Genomic DNA, 16,562 nt, shown 5'->3' with positions numbered 1-16,562 from the left:
TTGCTTTGATCAAGCGACTTGGTCAATTGATCAAGTCAGTTGATTAGGTTAGCGCAGGCAACGTGTTACTGCCGTCAAAGTGGTCACGGTGCCGATCAAGACCCACGAGGATCCTCCAATGAACACAGTGATTGAGCGCCCCAATAACAATGTTTCTAAAGGCGTCGTACGCAGATGTTTGATCGCGGCCGTCGCCGCATCAACCTTCATCTGCACGGCGCAGGCGGCAGATAAGGATCCTGCATTGCTCGGCACAAAACTGACCCCGCTGGGAGGTGAGGCGGCGGCCAGCGCCGATGGTGTCATTCCTGCCTGGACACCACCCGGACCACAAGGTGGCGGTTGGAGCCACGGCCAGGTGCGAGGTCAGCAGTGGAAGTTCAAGGATGACAAACCGCTGTTCAGTATCGACTCAGGCAACGTCGCGAAGTACACCGGCAAGCTTTCCCCTGGCCAAGTGGAAATGTTCAAGAAGATACCGGGGTACCGGATGGATGTGTATCCGACACGGCGCAGCTGTGGCGTACCGGATTTCGTCGCGGAAAACACGAAGAAGAATGTCGGTTTCGCGAAACTCGACGGCGACGGTCTGGCACTGCAGGAGGCTTACGTCCCCGGTATCCCATTTCCGTTTCCAACCTCGGGTGCCGAGGTTATGTGGAACATGAAAATGCGTTATCGCGGTGTCGGCTTCGATATGTCGAAAACCGTTTCCGGAATTTCGCCGCGAAAAGGGAGTGAAGACTGGCTGCGAACCTCCACTGACTGGTTCATGTACACACCATGGGGCGTGAAGGGCAGTGCGTTGTTTTCTTCATTCGATCGACTCGAAGTTGCGACCTACTTCAGCTACTCCGACCCCGCAGCCCTTGCCGGGCAGGCCGGCGTGGTGACGACCAAAGCTGGCGAGCAAGCCACTACGTTCTATTACTTCCCGGGCCAGCGCCGGGTACGTCGCATGCCGGCGTACTCCTACGACGCACCGCAAATCGGTCTGGACAATCAGTACACCATTGATGAGTCCAACGTGTTCTTTGGTCCGATGGATCGCTTCGACTGGAAGTTGGTCGGCAAGCAGGAAATGCTTGTGCCCTACAACTCGTTCGGCGCCTACGACAACTCGGCGAAGATTGAGGATGTGGCCAAGCGCGACTTCATCGCCCCCGAATCGCGTCGCTATGAGTTGCACCGCGTCTGGGTGGTAGAAGCAACCGTTCGCCAGGGCATGCGTCATCAGGCTCCGAAACGTCTGTTTTACATCGATGAGGACAGTTGGAACGCGCTGATGGCGGTGGACTACGACAAACAAGGGCAAATCTGGAAAGTCCGCGAAGGCTACACAATCCCGGTCTACGAGACTGGCACCTGCGATATGGAAGCCCAGGCGCAATACAACCTCGTTGATGGTCGCTACCTCTACGACATGACCTCCATTGGTACCGGCAAGAACGACCATCGCTGGCTCACCGATAGCGCCAACAACCCTCGTTTGAAACGCGACTTCTACACCTCAGACAATCTGCGCGCCACCAGCGAACGCTAACAGCGGCTTTCGGGAACAGACATGAAAAAAATAATCAGTAAAACCTCAGGTCTTGTCATCGCGTGTGCAACCCCATTTGCCATGGCGTTCACTTTTGAAACCGAAAACATCCGAGGCTCATTCGATTCCACTCTCGCTGTGGGCATGGGGTTACGGACCGAATCTCGCGGATGCAATCTCATCACCAGCAGTCCAGGCGGTCACAATCCTCCCAGCGGTTGTCTGGCTCCCAGCGCCAATATTGGTGACCAGGGCGACTTGAACTACGACCGGGGGGATCTGTTCACCAACTACATAAAAGGTACCCATGAACTGGTGCTTAAATTTCCCGAGGACTACACGTTCATGGCACGCGGGAGTTGGATACGCGACTTTGCCGCGACCGACACCAGCGGTGCGCTATCGGCCAACCGGCCTGAAGGTGTCGGGAGCGACGGCCTCACCAGCAGCGCCCGGGACGATCTGGAGTTCAAAGCGCGCCTGCTGGACCTGTGGGTGAGCAAGAGTTTCGATGTCGGTGAACAGCGTGTTCGTGCTCGTCTGGGTAATCAGGTCATCAACTGGGGCGAGAGCCTGTTCGCTGCCGGCGGCATCAACAATACCAACGCCTACGATGTCATGGCGTTGTCGCGTCCCGGCACCCAGCTCAAGGAAGCCCTGTTGCCAGCGCCGATGTTGAGCCTTGCGTCAGGACTGGGTGCCGGCGTCAACATCGAGGCGTACTGGCAGTTCAACTGGAACAAAAGCGAACTGCCTCCCGTGGGCAGTTATTGGTCCACCACCCATGCACTGGGCGAGGGCAGGGGAGCCTACGGTTACGACGAAAAGGACGCACGCAATGGAGGCCAATGGGGGGTGTCGCTGCGCTGGCAGCCTGACAACACCGATCTCAACCTCGGCCTGTACGTGATGCGTTATCACGACAAACTGCCGTCGTTGAGCATGCAGGTACTGGATCCGGAAACCTTCGCTTTGGCGCAAACCTGGAAGTATCCGGAGGACCGCATGATGTACGGCATCAGTGCCAACATGCCGGTCGGCGACTGGGCATTGGGTACGGAGCTTTCATATCGCCCAAAGGATGCGGTGCCGCTTAATCCAGTCATCGACGCCTGTGCCAGCAACGGTGGCAAGTGCTGGACGGATGAAAAGAAACTGCAATGGCACCTGACCGGCATTTACAGCATGACCCCGTCCAACTCGCCGACGTTGCTCGACCTCACCGGTGCCAGCACCGGTACGCTGCTGAGCGAACTCGTGGTCGTGAAATACCCGGGGCTGCATAACGAGTACGCCGGTGAACCGATTGCCGCCGGTCTCAATACCTGGCAACTGGATCCGTCCATCCCGCCGAGCGCCAAGGGCAACAAAACCTCTTCCGGAATCAGCCTCGATTTCAGCCTGACGTATGACAACACGCTGATCCCTGGCTGGCAGGTGACGCCGGGAGTGTTCTATTCGCAATCCATCAAGGGACGCACACCCAACCTGTCGGCGACGTTCACCGAGGATGCCAGCAGTATGAACCTGTACCTCAACTTCGTGCGCAATCCTGCGAGCTGGCAGATCTCGGCCAACTACGCCAAGTTCATGGGCGGCAAGACCCCTTACGATCAACTGCTGCGTGATCGCGATTACGTCGGCCTTGTGGTCTCCCGAACCCTATGAGGCACGCCGTGAATAGTTCTCTGAAAATGAAGGAAACCAAAGTGCGCGGTGTATTGCCGCGCATCGAACAGTGGTTGTTCACTCATCGCCTGCTGACGTTGTTGAGTTTGGCGGTGTTCACAGCGGGCATGGCCTGGTTTGCCGTCCAGTTACGCATGGAAGCAGGATTCGAAAAGCAGCTACCCATTGGCCACGAGTACATCTCAACCTTTGAGACGTATCGCAACGACTTGCTCGGTGCGAACCGGCTGACCGTGGTGGTAAAGGCTCGTCAGGGGACGATCTGGAGCCAGGCAGGGCTCAAGCGCCTTTATGACGTCACTCAGGCGCTGATTTTCCTGCCGAACGTATCGCGCAGCAGTGTGCGTTCGTTGTGGACGCCTAACGCGTTCGTCAACGAAATCACCGAAGAAGGTTTTCGTGCCGATCCGCTGGTGCCGGGTACGGTGACGCCCGAAAGTCTCGATGAAACGAGCATGGCGATGATCGCCAACTCGACGGCGCAGGGTGGCTTTATCGGAACGCTGGTCGCTCGCGACCAAAGCAGCGCAATGATCACTGTCGATCTCAACGAATTCGATGCTGACGGCCAGCGCCTCGACTATGTGGCCTACAACCATGTGCTTGAGGAGAAAATTCGCAATCAGTTCGAGGATAAGGACTTCGAGATCCAAATCATCGGTTTCGCCAAGCAGATCGGTGACATTGCAGTAGGTGCCTCGGCGGTGCTGGAGTTCTGCCTATTGGCATTGCTGCTGACGGCCGCTGCGGTGTACTGGTATTGCCATTCGCTTCGTTTCACCTTGCTGGCGGTGGGTTGCTCGCTGGTGTCACTGATCTGGCAGTTCGGCGCCTTGCGTTTGCTCGGCTATGGACTGGATCCGCTGGCAGTGCTGGTGCCCTTTCTGGTGTTTGCCATCGGGGTCTCCCATGGCGTACAGCAAATCAACTTCATCATTCGCGAGATCGCCTGCGGCAAGTCGGTGGAAGGAGCGGCACGCGCCAGTTTCAGCGGCTTGCTGATTCCCGGCACGCTGGCGTTAGTCACTGCATTTGTTTCGTTCGTAACGCTATTGTTGATCCCGATTCCAATGGTTCGGGAGCTGGCAATCACTGCCTCGCTCGGGGTGGCGTTCAAGATCGTCACCAACCTGGTGATGCTGCCGATCGTGGCATCAATGCTACGGGTAGATGCCGGTTACGCCGCTGCCGAGGAAATTTCTCGCCAGCGCCGGGCTCGTTGGTTACGCGGTTTTGCCCGATTGACCGAATGGCACAACGTCCGGTGGGTGCTGGGTATGGCCGTGCTGATATTTGTCACCGCGGCCTGGCAAAGCCACGATCGGGTGGTTGGCTCCCTGCAGGCCGGGGCGCCTGAACTGCGCGAGGATGCGCGCTTCAATCGTGATGCGGTATCCATTGCCGGCAATTACGACATCGGGCTGGATTGGCTCAGTGTGGTCTTCGAAGCCCAAACTGACGCCGGCGCAAACGCTTGTGAAGACGTTGCCCTTGGTCAGTATCAGGATCGATTTGTATGGGCTATGCAAGGTGTACCAGGTGTGGTGTCGGTCACCTCGTTCTCTAACAGCCTGCGGCAGTTTAACGAGGGCTATAACGAGGGCAACCCGAAAATGAACGCAGTGCCCATCGACCCGACCAACTACTCGTCGATGGCCGCCGAAGTAGCTCGAGTGCCAGGGATGATGCGTCCCGATTGCAGCATGACGGCGGTGCATCTGTTCCTAGCCGATCATAAAGCGACGACCACTCACCGCGTGATTGCCGCCGCCAAGGCATTCCGTTCTCAGTTCATTCAGCCGGGCGTGAGCATACGCCTGGCTTCCGGTAACGCTGGCGTGATTGCGGCGATCAACGAAGAGGTGGAACGCAGCGAGCTGCCCATGATGCTTTATGTCTATGCAGCGATCGCTCTGTTGGTGTTTGTCGTCTATCGAGACTGGCGCGCGGTGTTGGTCTGTTGCCTACCGCTGACACTGGGCACCTTCATCGGCTACTGGTTCATGAAAGAGCTGCAAATCGGTCTGACCATCGCCACCTTGCCAGTCATGGTGCTGGCCGTCGGCATCGGCGTGGATTACGCCTTTTATATCTACAACCGTCTGCAACTGCACCAGGCTCTCGGGCAGCCAATTACCAAAGCGGTCGAGCACGCGTTGCTGGAGGTAGGCGTCGCTACGATCTTTACCGCCATCACCTTGGCGGTGGGCGTCGCCACCTGGGCGTTTTCCGATCTTAAGTTCCAGGCCGACATGGGCAAGCTGCTGGCCTTCATGTTCCTGGTCAACATGATCATGGCCATGACAGTTCTGCCTGCATTCGCCGTCTGGCTTGAACGAATGTTCCCACGGCGTCGTCCAGTGCGCTTGATTGGCTCTCTGGTGCATTGAGGAGATCCCGATGCGAAATCTGATTGCTTTACTCGTTCTAATGTTATCGGCGTTATCGCAGGCTTCGCCCTTGCCGACCGTACCTGCAGCAAAAACTGCCAACGCCAGTGCCGCCACGCTGTTGAGTGTTGCCTGGGCTGGGGAGCGGACCGTTGCCGTCGGCGATCACGGGGTGGTGTTGCTGTCGGACGACCGAGGCCAGCATTTCCGTCAAGCGACATCCGTACCGGTGTCCACGCCTTTGACCGGTGTGTCCTTCGTCGATGCCAGACAGGGCTGGGCTGTCGGTCACTGGGGTGCAATTCTCGCCACCAGGGACGGAGGTGAGAATTGGCAAGTTCAACGCTTGTCCAGTGCAGAAGATCGGCCATTGTTTGCGGTGCACTTTTTCAACCCGACCCAAGGTGTCGCGGTAGGGCTGTGGTCGCTGGTGCTGACAACCGATGACGGCGGAAAGACCTGGATCGAGCAAAAAATCGATGCGCCTCCCGGAGCGAGTCGTGCCGACTTGAATCTGATGGGACTGTTTGCCGATGGAGCAGGGCATTTGTACGCAACTGCGGAACGCGGCCAGGTATTGCGCTCCGATGACCAGGGCAAACACTGGCGCTATCTGGATACGGGCTACAGCGGCACGTTGTGGACAGGGGCCGTGCTTGGCGACGGTTCACTGCTGGTGGGCGGGCAACGCGGCACCTTGTTGCACAGCTCTGCAGACGGTTCGAACTGGCAGCGCGTACCGTTGCAAAGCAAGAGTTCAGTCACAGCCATAGATGTTTCCGGGCGAGCAGTGATTGCGGTAGGACTCGACGGTTTGATGGTTCGCAGTGACGACGGTGGGAGCAGTTTTCACGAGCAACCCAGCAGCGACGGTGTTTCTCTCACCGCGATCCTGCTCAACAGTGACACTTCACCGATTCTGTTTTCACGGCGAGGCGTCGTCCCTCAACGCTGATGCCATCGATATGTCGGAAGACAGGTGCCAGCCCGCTTTCCGGCATTTCAGCGCGAAAAAACATCTAGAACCCTGCTGATTTTCGGCCGGATTTTCCGTGCCTGGAAGGCTGCCATTTACGTTTCGAACAATAAACATAACAAGTGTTGCGTTAAATAATTTTGCTTGTTAGAGTCGATTGCAAATAACAAGACGCAGAACGCTGCAAAGCGCAGCGACCTGCGATTTCGATGGAGGTACTCTGATGATCTCGCTCAAGTCGACACTTACCCTGCCAGCCGCCGGACTCTCCGGATTCGAAACACCGCTGACAGAAGAGGAGGCTGCAATACAGGCCTCCGTCCACCGCTTCGCCAAAGAGGTGTTACGCCCGCTGGGTCGAGAGCTGGACCGGATGACCCCGGAAGAAGTCGTTGCCCCGGGCTCGCCTTACTATTCGTTGTTCGGCGAATTCGCCAAGCTCGGTCTTGACCCGGCACTGTTGGCGCAGTTACCGCCGGAAATGGCAGTGCGGATCGAATCTCTGATAGGCGAAGAACTCGGCTGGGGCGATGCAGGCCTGGCTGTCTCGCTGGGTTGCGCCGACTTCCCTCTGCAAATGGCCATCGCCGCTGGCAATGCCGAGTTGGTCGAACTCTGCCAAGGCCGGATCGGCTGCTGGATGGCCACTCAACCTGATCGTGGCAGCGACAACCAGATCTTCGACATGGCGCGAGACTGGCCGGCAGGTAAGCTCGGCAATATCGGCAATCTGACCGCTAAAGTGGTCGGCGATGAAGTGATCCTCAATGGCCAAAGCTCCGCGTGGGTCTCCAACGGAGCCATTGCACAGGTTGCACTGGGCTTGATGTGCGCTGATTACGGCGACGGTTTCTACGATGAGAACGGCCGGCCGCACGGTATTGCGCTGATTATCCCCCTCGACCTCAAAGGCGTGTCCAAAGGCAAGCCCCTGGACAAGATCGGGCAGCGTTCCTTGCCCCAAGGCGAAATCTACTTCGACAGTGTACGAGTGCCACGTCGCTTCGCTATTGCCGAGCGCGACCAGTACTACGGTGCTGTCAGCTCCTCCTGGTCCTTCGCCGGCACCCACATGAGTCAGGTGTTCACCGGTGTCGCACGTGCCGCCTTCGAGATGGCGCTGCAGTACTGCCATGAGCGCCGCCAGGGCGGTCATCCATTGATCGATCACCAGATGACCCGTCTGCGCCTCGGCGAAATGTTGCGTCGGGTCGAGGCAGCGCGTGCGGTTGCCCGACGTTCGTTGAGCTTCGCGCGCCTGTCGCCGCAAACCCACCCGTACGCCACAGCCTCCGCCAAGGTCACGGTGACCGAAGAGGCAATGGCCGTTGTGCAAGAGGCTTTCCGCCTGTTCGGCGGCAATGGCACCACGCGCGAATACCCGATCGAAAAACTGCTGCGCGACACCCAGTCGTCATTGATCGAGGACGGCGAAAACCGGGTCCTGACCATGCGACTGGGGCTGCTTGCCCAGCAGCTGTATGCCGAAGGCTGGGCGAACAACTGACTCTGCAGATTCACCCGACATCACTCATCCAAAAACAACAAATGAGGTAAATCCCGATGGCCAAATATCCAGTAGTTGTCTACGGCGCCAGTGGTTACACCGGCATGCTGATCATGGATTGGTTGATCGACCAGCACATCCCGTTCACCGCCGTAGCTCGTAACGCTGCTCGTGCTCAGGAAATGATGGCGCAACGCGTTGTCGGTCTGGAGTCGGCGACCTACGAAATCATCGAGTGCCCACATGAGGTCGAGGCTTTGGTTTCGGTATTCAAAGGCGCGCGCGTGGTTTGCAACACAGTCGGCCCATTCATCAATTTTGGCCTGACCGCCGTTGAGGCGGCCTTGAAGGCTGGCTGCCATTATCTGGATCCGGCCGGAGAGCAGGCGCACATTCGCGCCTTGCGCGATCAGTTCGGCGAGCTGTATCGCCAGGCCGGTCTGCTGCTGTCGCCATCGCTGGCATATATGTACACCTACGCCGAAATAGCCGCCGAGCTGGCCCTGGAAACTCCGGGCGTCGATTCGCTGGAAACCGCCACACTGACTCGTGGCCCACGCACCGGTGCCGCCGGGGTGACCGTCGGTTCAACGGCGACCATCTTCGAAGGCGTCCGCTATCCCGGGGCCTACCTGTGGGAAAAGGAACTCGTGCCTTATGCACCGAACGCCAGCTTCAATGTGGTTTGTCCCGATCTGCTGGAAGCGGTGTTTTGCCTGCCTTGGGGCGGCACCTCATTGCCGGTGTTCTTTGAGGATGATGGCCGTGTCCGCAGTTGCATGTCCTGTGTCGGCTTCTACGACAACCCGGTAATGAAAATGGTCCACGGCCTGGGTGAGAAGTGGGAAGCGGAATACAAGCACTTGCCTAAGGAGCAGCAGGACGCGGTGATTCAAAGCCTCGTTCAATCGACCACTCCAAGCATGCCACCGCGTGAACGCAGCACCTTGCAACGCACCGTCGACTTCGCTATCGGTCGCGGTCAACTGACGGCCGTGCGTGCAACCGTGCATGGCATCACGCCTTACATCGCCACTGGCGCCTTGCACGCTGCGGCCGTGGTCAAGCTGTTGAATAACGACACCGCCAAGACAGGTTTCGCTTCGGCCTCCAAAGCCTTCGGTCATCGCTATCTGCTGGGCTTCCTCGAGCAACGTGGTCTGGCCCGCGCAACCGTTACTCAACTGTGAAGTGACTGACATGGCGATTATTGATTTCTTTGACCGTGGCTGGCGGATCAATCCGCATGGCGCGGCGTATATCCAGGACGATCGGGTGTTCACTTTTACCGAAGTCCGCAACCTGTCATGCCGGATCGCCAACGCACTGTTGGCAGCCGGTTTGCCCAGCGGCACCAAGGGCGCCATCTGGTCTGCCAATGATGCAGTGGCGTGGACCTGCACCTTGGGGTTATGGCGCGCCAACCTTTGCTGGATTCCTGTTGGTGCACGCAACAGCGCCGAAGAGAACCGTCACGTGCTCGACGCGTTCGACTGCGAAGTGCTGTTTTTCCAGAAAGAGTTCGCGCCGATCATCGACGCGTTGCGTCCTGGCCTGCCGAAAATTCGTCTGTGGATCTGTATCGACGAGCACCTGCCGGGGGCACCGTCGCTCAAGTCCTGGATCGATGGTCAGCCGGTCACGGCACCGGAGGTCGAGTATCAACTGGACGATGTCGTGGCACTCTCGCCAACCGGCGGCACCACCGGGCTGCCGAAGGGGGTGATGAACACTCATCGCAGCATCCAGACGTTCTGCGCACACTTCATGATCAATTTCCCTTACGGGGATGACCATCCGCCAGTCAACCTGGCGGCGGCGCCGATGACCCACACCGCTGGCACGCTGTCGCTGCCGTGCACCTCGCGGGGCGGCACGGTGGTGATCATTACCAAACCGGATCCGGCGCTGATGCTGGCAATGATCCCGAAGTACAAGGTCACCGAAACCTTTTTGCCGCCGACCGTGATCTATCGACTGCTGGATGTGCCGGATCTGGCGCAGAAGGTCGATTTCAGTTCGCTGAAGTATTTCCTGTACGGCGCGGCGCCGATGTCGGTGGACAAACTCAAGCAAGCCATCGAGACCTTCGGCCCGGTCATGGCCGGTGGTTACGGCCAGACTGAAGCCCCAGCCTCGATCTCCAACCTGCCGCCCGCCGAGCATCTGCACGGTGGACGCCTGGCATCGGACGAGCGTCTGTCTTCGGTGGGCCGGCCCAATCCGCTGGTGCGCGTGGAAATCCTCAGCGACGCCGGGGACATCCTCGGCCAGGGGCAAACCGGCGAAATCTGTGTGCGCGGCGATCTGGTAATGAAGGGGTACTACAAGGACCCGCAGAAAACTGCAGAAACCATCATTGATGGCTGGCTGCACACCGGCGACATCGGCCACGTGGATGCGCACGGCTACCTGCACATTACCGACCGCAAGAAAGACATGATCATCTCCGGCGGATTCAACGTTTATCCCAGCGAAGTCGAGCAAGTGCTGTGGAGTCATCCTGCGGTGCAGGACTGCGCGGTCATCGGTGTGCCGGATGAGCAATGGGGCGAGGGCGTGAAAGCCGTGGTTGAGTTGAGCGCCGGGCTTACCGTCACCGCCGAGGAGTTGATCGAGCTGTGCAAGAGCCGGCTCGGCTCGGTCAAGTCGCCGAAAACCGTGGATTTCATTGATGCATTGCCGCGCAGCCCGGTCGGCAAGGTGCTGAAGAAAGATCTGCGTGCCCATTACTGGCAAAACGTTGACCGGCGTATCTGAGGGGAACGATCTGATGGAACCTATTTACATCGCCGGCATTGCCATGACCGAGTTCGGTCGCCACCTGGAACGCAGTCTCCAGGATCTAGCGCTGGAAGCTTTGCAGGGCGCACTCGCTGACTCCGGCGCCTTGCGCGCTGATATCGGTGCGGTGTTCTACGCCGGCATCACCAACGGTCATCTGCAAGGACAACTGTCGATTCCCGGGCAGGTGCTGTGCAGCAAGATCGGCCTCGAAGGGGTGCCGGTGTACAACGTCGAAAACGCCTGCGCCTCGGGCAGTACTGCGGTTCATCTGGCAGTGCAGAGCTTGCGCTCGGGGGCTACCGACGTGGCCCTGGCGTTGGGCGCGGAGAAAATGAACGTGCCGGACAAGGCGCGGGCGCTGGCCCTGTTCGAAACCGGCTGGGACGTTTCCACCGCCGAGGAAAACTACGCGACGCTGGTGAAAATGGGCGAGGGCATCGTGGTGCCGCCAGGCTCGGAATCCGATCGTCCGTACAGTAAATTCATGGCCATTTATGCTGCCATGTGTCGCTGGCATATGAAGACCTATGGCACCACTCAGCGGCAGATTGCGGCGGTGTGTGCCAAGAACCATCAACACTCGGTGCACAACCCTTATTCGCAATTTCGCAAGACCTTCACCATAGAAGAAGTTCTGGCGGCGCCTCCAATTACCTATCCGATCACATTGCCCATGTGCGCGCCGTTGTCCGACGGTGCGGCCGCCGCGATCCTTTGCACCGAGGCGGGACTCAAACGCATTGGTGCCGATCCAAAACGTTGTGTGCGAATCGCCGCCAGCGTGATCCGCAGCTTCACCCTGCGCGGGCTCGACGAGCCGCACAAGCACGTCAGCCTGCTGGCGGCGCGTGAAGCCTACGAAATCGCCGGCCTCGGCCCGCAGGACATGCACGTGGCCGAGGTACACGACGCCTCGGCAATGGGGGAAATCATCCAGTCGGAAAATCTCGGACTTGCACCGCTGGGAGAGGGTGGGGTTTGTGCAGAACGGGGCGATTTCACTCTCGGTGGCCGTCTTCCGATCAATACCTCCGGCGGCCTGGAATCCAAAGGTCATCCACTTGGCGCGACGGGGATCGGGCAGTTGTACGAGTTGGTCACCCAATTGCGCGGGGAGGCCGGGCCGCGTCAAGTCCACGGCGCGCGGCATGCCATCCAGGAAAACGGTGGCGGTCTTCAAGGTGTCGAGGAAGCAGCAGTCGCTATTCACATCCTGAGTCGATAGGAGCGCATCACATGTCCATGGCCTATCAAGCACAAGAGTTGGAACGCCATTTTGCAGGCGGACATTTCCGTCGGTTGGGTGGCTGGGTCGAAAGTCCGGTTGATCTGCAGCCAGAGCTCGAAGGCGATGTAAGCGCGGACGTCATCGTGATCGGTGCCGGTTTCGCCGGGCTGTCCACCGCCCTGGAGCTTACGGCGCTGGGAGCGAAGGTAATTATTCTCGAGCAGGAGTTTGCCGGTTTCGGTGCCAGCGGTCGGAATGCCGGTTATCTGGGCGGGAGCATCGGCATTGAGTTCGAGTTGTTCTTGAAACGTGTCGGCAAGGAAAAAGCGCAAAATATCGTCAGGTTCTATGACGAAGCGGTCGCCTACGTCGAAGGTCGACTGCGCGAACTGGGGATCGACTGCGACTACAACGCCTCGGGCATCATCAGGGCGGGGATCCATCCGTCGCAAGAAAAGAGGCTGCGCAAAAGCATGGCCGTGGGCCACGAATTGGGTTCGCAAACCGAGTTTCTGGATCAGGCACAAATGCGCGCGCGGGGGATTCCACCGGCCTTTCTGTTTGGCTGTCTGCAACGCCACGGCGGTACCCTTGACCCTGGCAAATACGTAATGGGCCTGCGCCGCGCTGCACTCCAGGCGGGTGTGAGGCTGTATGAAAACACCACGCTTGAGTCGTACTCCGACGGGCCGACGATCACCTGCCGGACGCCACGCGGGCGGGCGAGCGCGCCAATAGTGGTGCTGGCCACCAATGCCTATACGCCGCAGCTCGGTCTTTTGCGCGACAAAGTCGTACCGTTTCGGGTTTCGGCGGTCGAAACCGAGCCATTGACACCACAGCAGTTGGCATCGCTGGGCTGGGCAGGGCGGGAAGGGTTGACCACGCCGCACCTGGTGATGGAAAGCCATCGCCTGACCGCACGCAATACACTGCTGATGACCACCAAACGGCTGGGTTATGCCTACGGCTCGAAAACCCCGAACATTCCCGATGAGGTGACCTACCGCGCGTTGCAAGACAACCTTGGCGTGCGTTTCCCGACGTTACGCGGTGTCGGCATTCAAGCGTGCTGGAGTGGTTACGTCAGCATGGCCTACGACGCGTTGCCGGTGGTGGGCGAAACCGGGTCCCACCACAACATTCTCTACACCGCGGGTTGCTCCGGACACGGTGTCGCCTCGCAGTCGCTGATCGGCCATTTGCTGGCAGAAAGAATCGGCGGTATCGAGCATCCGCTGCTCGCCGCGCTGCGGCATAAAACTCCGAAAACCCTGCCCGAACCGCTGCAGTGGTGCGCCGTGAATGTGGCGCTGGAGGGAGCACATCTGCTGGACGAATACACCAACCGCAAAGTTGTGCACCCTCATGTCTGACGGTTGAGGTTATAGAACCAACACGCTGATTTTCCGTGGTGAAGCTGACCTTGGAGTCCTGGGGCCGGCAGGCGTTCGCCTGCAGAAAGACAAACGAATGTTTGCGTTCTCGTCACCACTTTTTTACTGCCGCACCCACGCTCGGCCACGGGCGTTCAATCCAACAATAACGTGATGTGAGGCATCGAACATGAGTACTGACGCCCCTCCCGATCTGAAGCGAAGACAATTACTCAAACTGGCCGGTGCAACCGCCGCCGTAGGATCGATCGGTTTGAACCTTGGCCTGGCCAATGCCGCCGATGCGCTGCAAAAGGACAGCTCGGACGATGTATTTGATGTGGTGATCATTGGTGCCGGCCTGGCTGGTTTGACCGCCGCCCGTGATCTGCATCTGGCAGGCTGTGAGTCGCTGCTGGTGCTTGAAGCGCGTGATCGTGTCGGCGGCCGCACCCTCAATCATGACTTGGGCTCCGGCTACATCTCCGAAGCCGGAGGTCAGTGGATCGGTCCAGGACAAACCGCCGTAGCGGATCTGGCCCGTGAGCTTGAGGTCGGCACCTTTCCCAGTTTCTATGACGGGGAAACCGTGATCCTCGGGGGCGATGGACGTGTCGCTGTCGATTTGAAAGGCACCTTCGGTACCGACGAAAGCGTCTCGGCAAAACTCAGCGAGCTGTCGCGTGATGTGCCGTGCGGTGCGCCATGGAAATCCCCCAAGGTGGCCGAACTGGACAAGCTCTCGGCGGGCGACTGGCTCGCTCAGCAAAACATCAAGCCGGAAGATCGCGCAGGGTGGAATGCCAGCTTCCTCCTGACCTGCGGTGTCACGCCGGCGAAGATGGGCTTCTTGCATTTTCTGTCGATGATCAATTCGGCCGGCAGCGAATACATGCGGCTCGATTCGATCAAGGATAGCGCGCAAGGCACGCGGATCGTCGGCGGTTCACAGGTTCTCAGCAGCAAAATGGCGCAATTGTTGGGCGACAAGGTTCGCTTGTCGTGCCCAGTGCGCAAAATTGCTGACTGGAACCGCGACATCGTCAGACTGCAAACGGATCAGGGCGAGATCCGCGCCCGCCGGGTGATCATGGCGATTCATCCCGCGCTGTGCCAACGCCTGCAATTCGATCCACCGCTGCCCGAAGCTCGCGCCGCCCTGCAGCGGGCCTGGCCAGCGCACTCGCCGGCACGCAAGACCGCAATGGTTTACCCGCGGCCTTTCTGGCGTGACAAGGGCTTGAACGGCCACATCATTCAGGTCGGTGGGCCAGTCATCTGGGCTTACGACAACTCGCCGCCAAACGGCGAAATCGGCGTGATCAATGCATTCATTTTGAATGCCGCAGCCCCCACCGACCCCGAAGCCGCGAAGCGTGTGCAGACCGAAATCTATGCACGCGCCCTGGGGGACGCAGCGCTTGAGCCGGTTTCCTACCACGATCACGACTGGGCGCATTTCGACCCGTGGACCATCACGTGCGTGTCGCCGATTCCTCCCGGTTTCTGGTCGACACATGGCGAGGCACTGCGTCCGCCGTGCGGCAATCTGTTCTGGTCGGGCACCGAAACCGCTGACATCTGGGCAGGTTACATGGACGGCGCCGTGCGCGCCGGACGCCATAGCGCCTTGCAGGTGCTCAACGCGTTACGTCGGGCATAGGAGGCGGCAATGAAAAAAAACATAGCGCTTGGCGTCATCGCGCTCATTGCGGTGCTGGTGGTGGTTTTCGGCCGTGATCTGCTCGACTTATATCGGCTGCAGACTTACATCACGACCTCCACGGAGGCCTATCAGGCCGAACGCGGAAACTGGCCACACCTGACCGATGCCTGCACCGGTTGCCATGGCAGCCACGGTAACTCGCTGAACCCGACGTATCCGAGCTTGGCCGGGCAACCCGCCGCGTACCTGTCTGCCCAGTTGCGCAACTTTGCAAGTGGGCAACGGCTCGCTCCCAACATGGGGCCGCTGGCGATGACCCTGAGCCCGGATGAAGTTGATCTGCTGGCGAAGTTCTACGCCCGGCAATCGGTCGTTGCTCATGCGGCTGTCAGCCCTGACGAGGGGCTGAAGGACCAGGGCAAACAACTGGTGCAAACCCGAGGTTGCACCGCCTGTCATGGTGCCCAACTGATGGGCCACGACACCTTCCCGCGCCTGGCTGCACAAGGTCAGGACTACCTTTTGGCCCAGCTCAACGCTTTTGCCAGCAGCGAGCGCATTGAGCCAAGTGGCGCGATGCAAGCCATGGCAGCGGCGCTGTCTGCGCAGGAGCGCCAGGCGATTGCTGCTTACCTGGCTGCACTGGTTCCTCAATCCCGTTAACCCATCAAATTTTCTGTCAGCTGTACCGAGGCTATCGTTATGGAACCGAGAAATATTGTGCTGTGCCTTGCCTGTTTCTTGCTGCTTGCCAATGGTCTGACCTTTGGCATCAGGTTTCTGAAGAAGAGAAACCTGCTACTGGCTCTGGAGTGGTTTGTGGTTGCCTTTTCCGCGACAAACTTCCTGATCTTTTTCCTGACAGGATCGGAGCATGCGTACCTGATTTCATACTTCTGCGACGCGTTCTCCAGAGCCTTCGGGATTCCGATTATTACGGTGCTCGGGCTGATGGCGGTAACGCATGCCTACAAGCCCTCGATGGGCAAGGAGCTCATGATGTTTGCCGGCGCTCTGCTGGGCACACTCGCGTTGATCTCGACCAAGGTTCTGGTCACGCTCCTGCCGTATTTCTACGTGCTGATGTGGGTGATGTTTTCGGTCTACCTGGTGTATTTCGCAGTACGCCTTGCAAATGTCGGAGAGTCGCTACACGCGATCGGTGTGATGATTGGCATGCTCGCCTCACTGACCATTGCGTGCATCTACGATTTCTACAAGATCCCCGGCGACGACAGCAATGTGCTGCTCAACTTCTACGTGCTAGCACTGACGACCTGGGCTTATCTGCTGGTGCACCTGTATTACGCGTATTGCGCGCTGGAGCGCGCGAAGGGCGCAATGGCAGTTCTGCAAACGCGCTGAGGAGGATAGTTGAAGTGCTCGAAGCCGCCGTTTTG

At 58.9% G+C, this 16,562-nt stretch carries 12 protein-coding genes; all 12 read left to right on the top strand.

Going from position 1 to position 16,562, the window contains the following annotated elements; translation table 11 throughout:
• Nucleotides 1–118: 118 nt before the first annotated feature.
• Nucleotides 119–1,543, top strand: coding sequence for a DUF1329 domain-containing protein (locus ACODTD_RS02770; RefSeq protein ID WP_011334164.1), 1,425 nt, complete (start codon nt 119–121; stop codon nt 1,541–1,543).
• A gap of 21 nt (nt 1,544–1,564) precedes the next feature.
• Nucleotides 1,565–3,211, top strand: a complete 1,647-nt coding sequence (locus ACODTD_RS02765; protein WP_039768483.1) for a DUF1302 domain-containing protein — start codon at nt 1,565–1,567, stop codon at nt 3,209–3,211.
• Nucleotides 3,212–3,219: 8 nt separating this feature from the next.
• A complete protein-coding gene (locus ACODTD_RS02760) occupies nt 3,220–5,622 on the top strand; it encodes an efflux RND transporter permease subunit (RefSeq protein ID WP_085667028.1) in 2,403 nt (800 codons plus the stop codon).
• A 10-nt stretch (nt 5,623–5,632) separates the two neighbouring features.
• Nucleotides 5,633–6,577, top strand: a complete 945-nt coding sequence (locus tag ACODTD_RS02755) for a WD40/YVTN/BNR-like repeat-containing protein (protein ID WP_201818591.1) — start codon at nt 5,633–5,635, stop codon at nt 6,575–6,577.
• 244 nt (nt 6,578–6,821) lie between these two features.
• Complete coding sequence (locus ACODTD_RS02750) at nt 6,822–8,105, top strand: acyl-CoA dehydrogenase family protein (protein WP_011334160.1); 1,284 nt, start codon at nt 6,822–6,824, stop codon at nt 8,103–8,105.
• Between the two features lie 56 nt (nt 8,106–8,161).
• Nucleotides 8,162–9,295 carry a saccharopine dehydrogenase family protein gene (locus ACODTD_RS02745; RefSeq protein ID WP_011334159.1) on the top strand — a complete coding sequence of 378 codons (1,134 nt, stop codon included), beginning with the start codon at nt 8,162–8,164 and terminating at the stop codon, nt 9,293–9,295.
• Between the two features lie 10 nt (nt 9,296–9,305).
• Entirely contained in the window at nt 9,306–10,865 is a 1,560-nt protein-coding gene (locus ACODTD_RS02740; RefSeq protein WP_039768480.1) for an AMP-binding protein, read from the top strand.
• Between the two features lie 13 nt (nt 10,866–10,878).
• Nucleotides 10,879–12,117 carry a thiolase family protein gene (locus ACODTD_RS02735; RefSeq protein WP_074690583.1) on the top strand — a complete coding sequence of 413 codons (1,239 nt, stop codon included), beginning with the start codon at nt 10,879–10,881 and terminating at the stop codon, nt 12,115–12,117.
• An 11-nt stretch (nt 12,118–12,128) separates the two neighbouring features.
• On the top strand, nt 12,129–13,496 hold the full coding sequence (locus ACODTD_RS02730; protein WP_074690584.1) for an NAD(P)/FAD-dependent oxidoreductase: 1,368 nt from the start codon (nt 12,129–12,131) through the stop codon (nt 13,494–13,496).
• A gap of 190 nt (nt 13,497–13,686) precedes the next feature.
• A complete protein-coding gene (locus ACODTD_RS02725; RefSeq protein WP_489104398.1) occupies nt 13,687–15,159 on the top strand; it encodes a flavin monoamine oxidase family protein in 1,473 nt (490 codons plus the stop codon).
• A gap of 9 nt (nt 15,160–15,168) precedes the next feature.
• Nucleotides 15,169–15,825 carry a c-type cytochrome gene (locus tag ACODTD_RS02720; protein WP_103385266.1) on the top strand — a complete coding sequence of 219 codons (657 nt, stop codon included), beginning with the start codon at nt 15,169–15,171 and terminating at the stop codon, nt 15,823–15,825.
• A gap of 39 nt (nt 15,826–15,864) precedes the next feature.
• The gene (locus ACODTD_RS02715) at nt 15,865–16,527 is read left to right on the top strand and encodes a hypothetical protein (protein WP_011334153.1); all 663 of its coding nucleotides are present in this window, start codon (nt 15,865–15,867) and stop codon (nt 16,525–16,527) included.
• Nucleotides 16,528–16,562 lie beyond the last annotated feature (35 nt).

The sequence above is a fragment of the Pseudomonas sp. FG35 genome, assembly GCF_057809295.1.
Note: the sequence above shows the minus strand (reverse complement) of the source record. Positions and strands in the feature narration are given on the sequence as shown.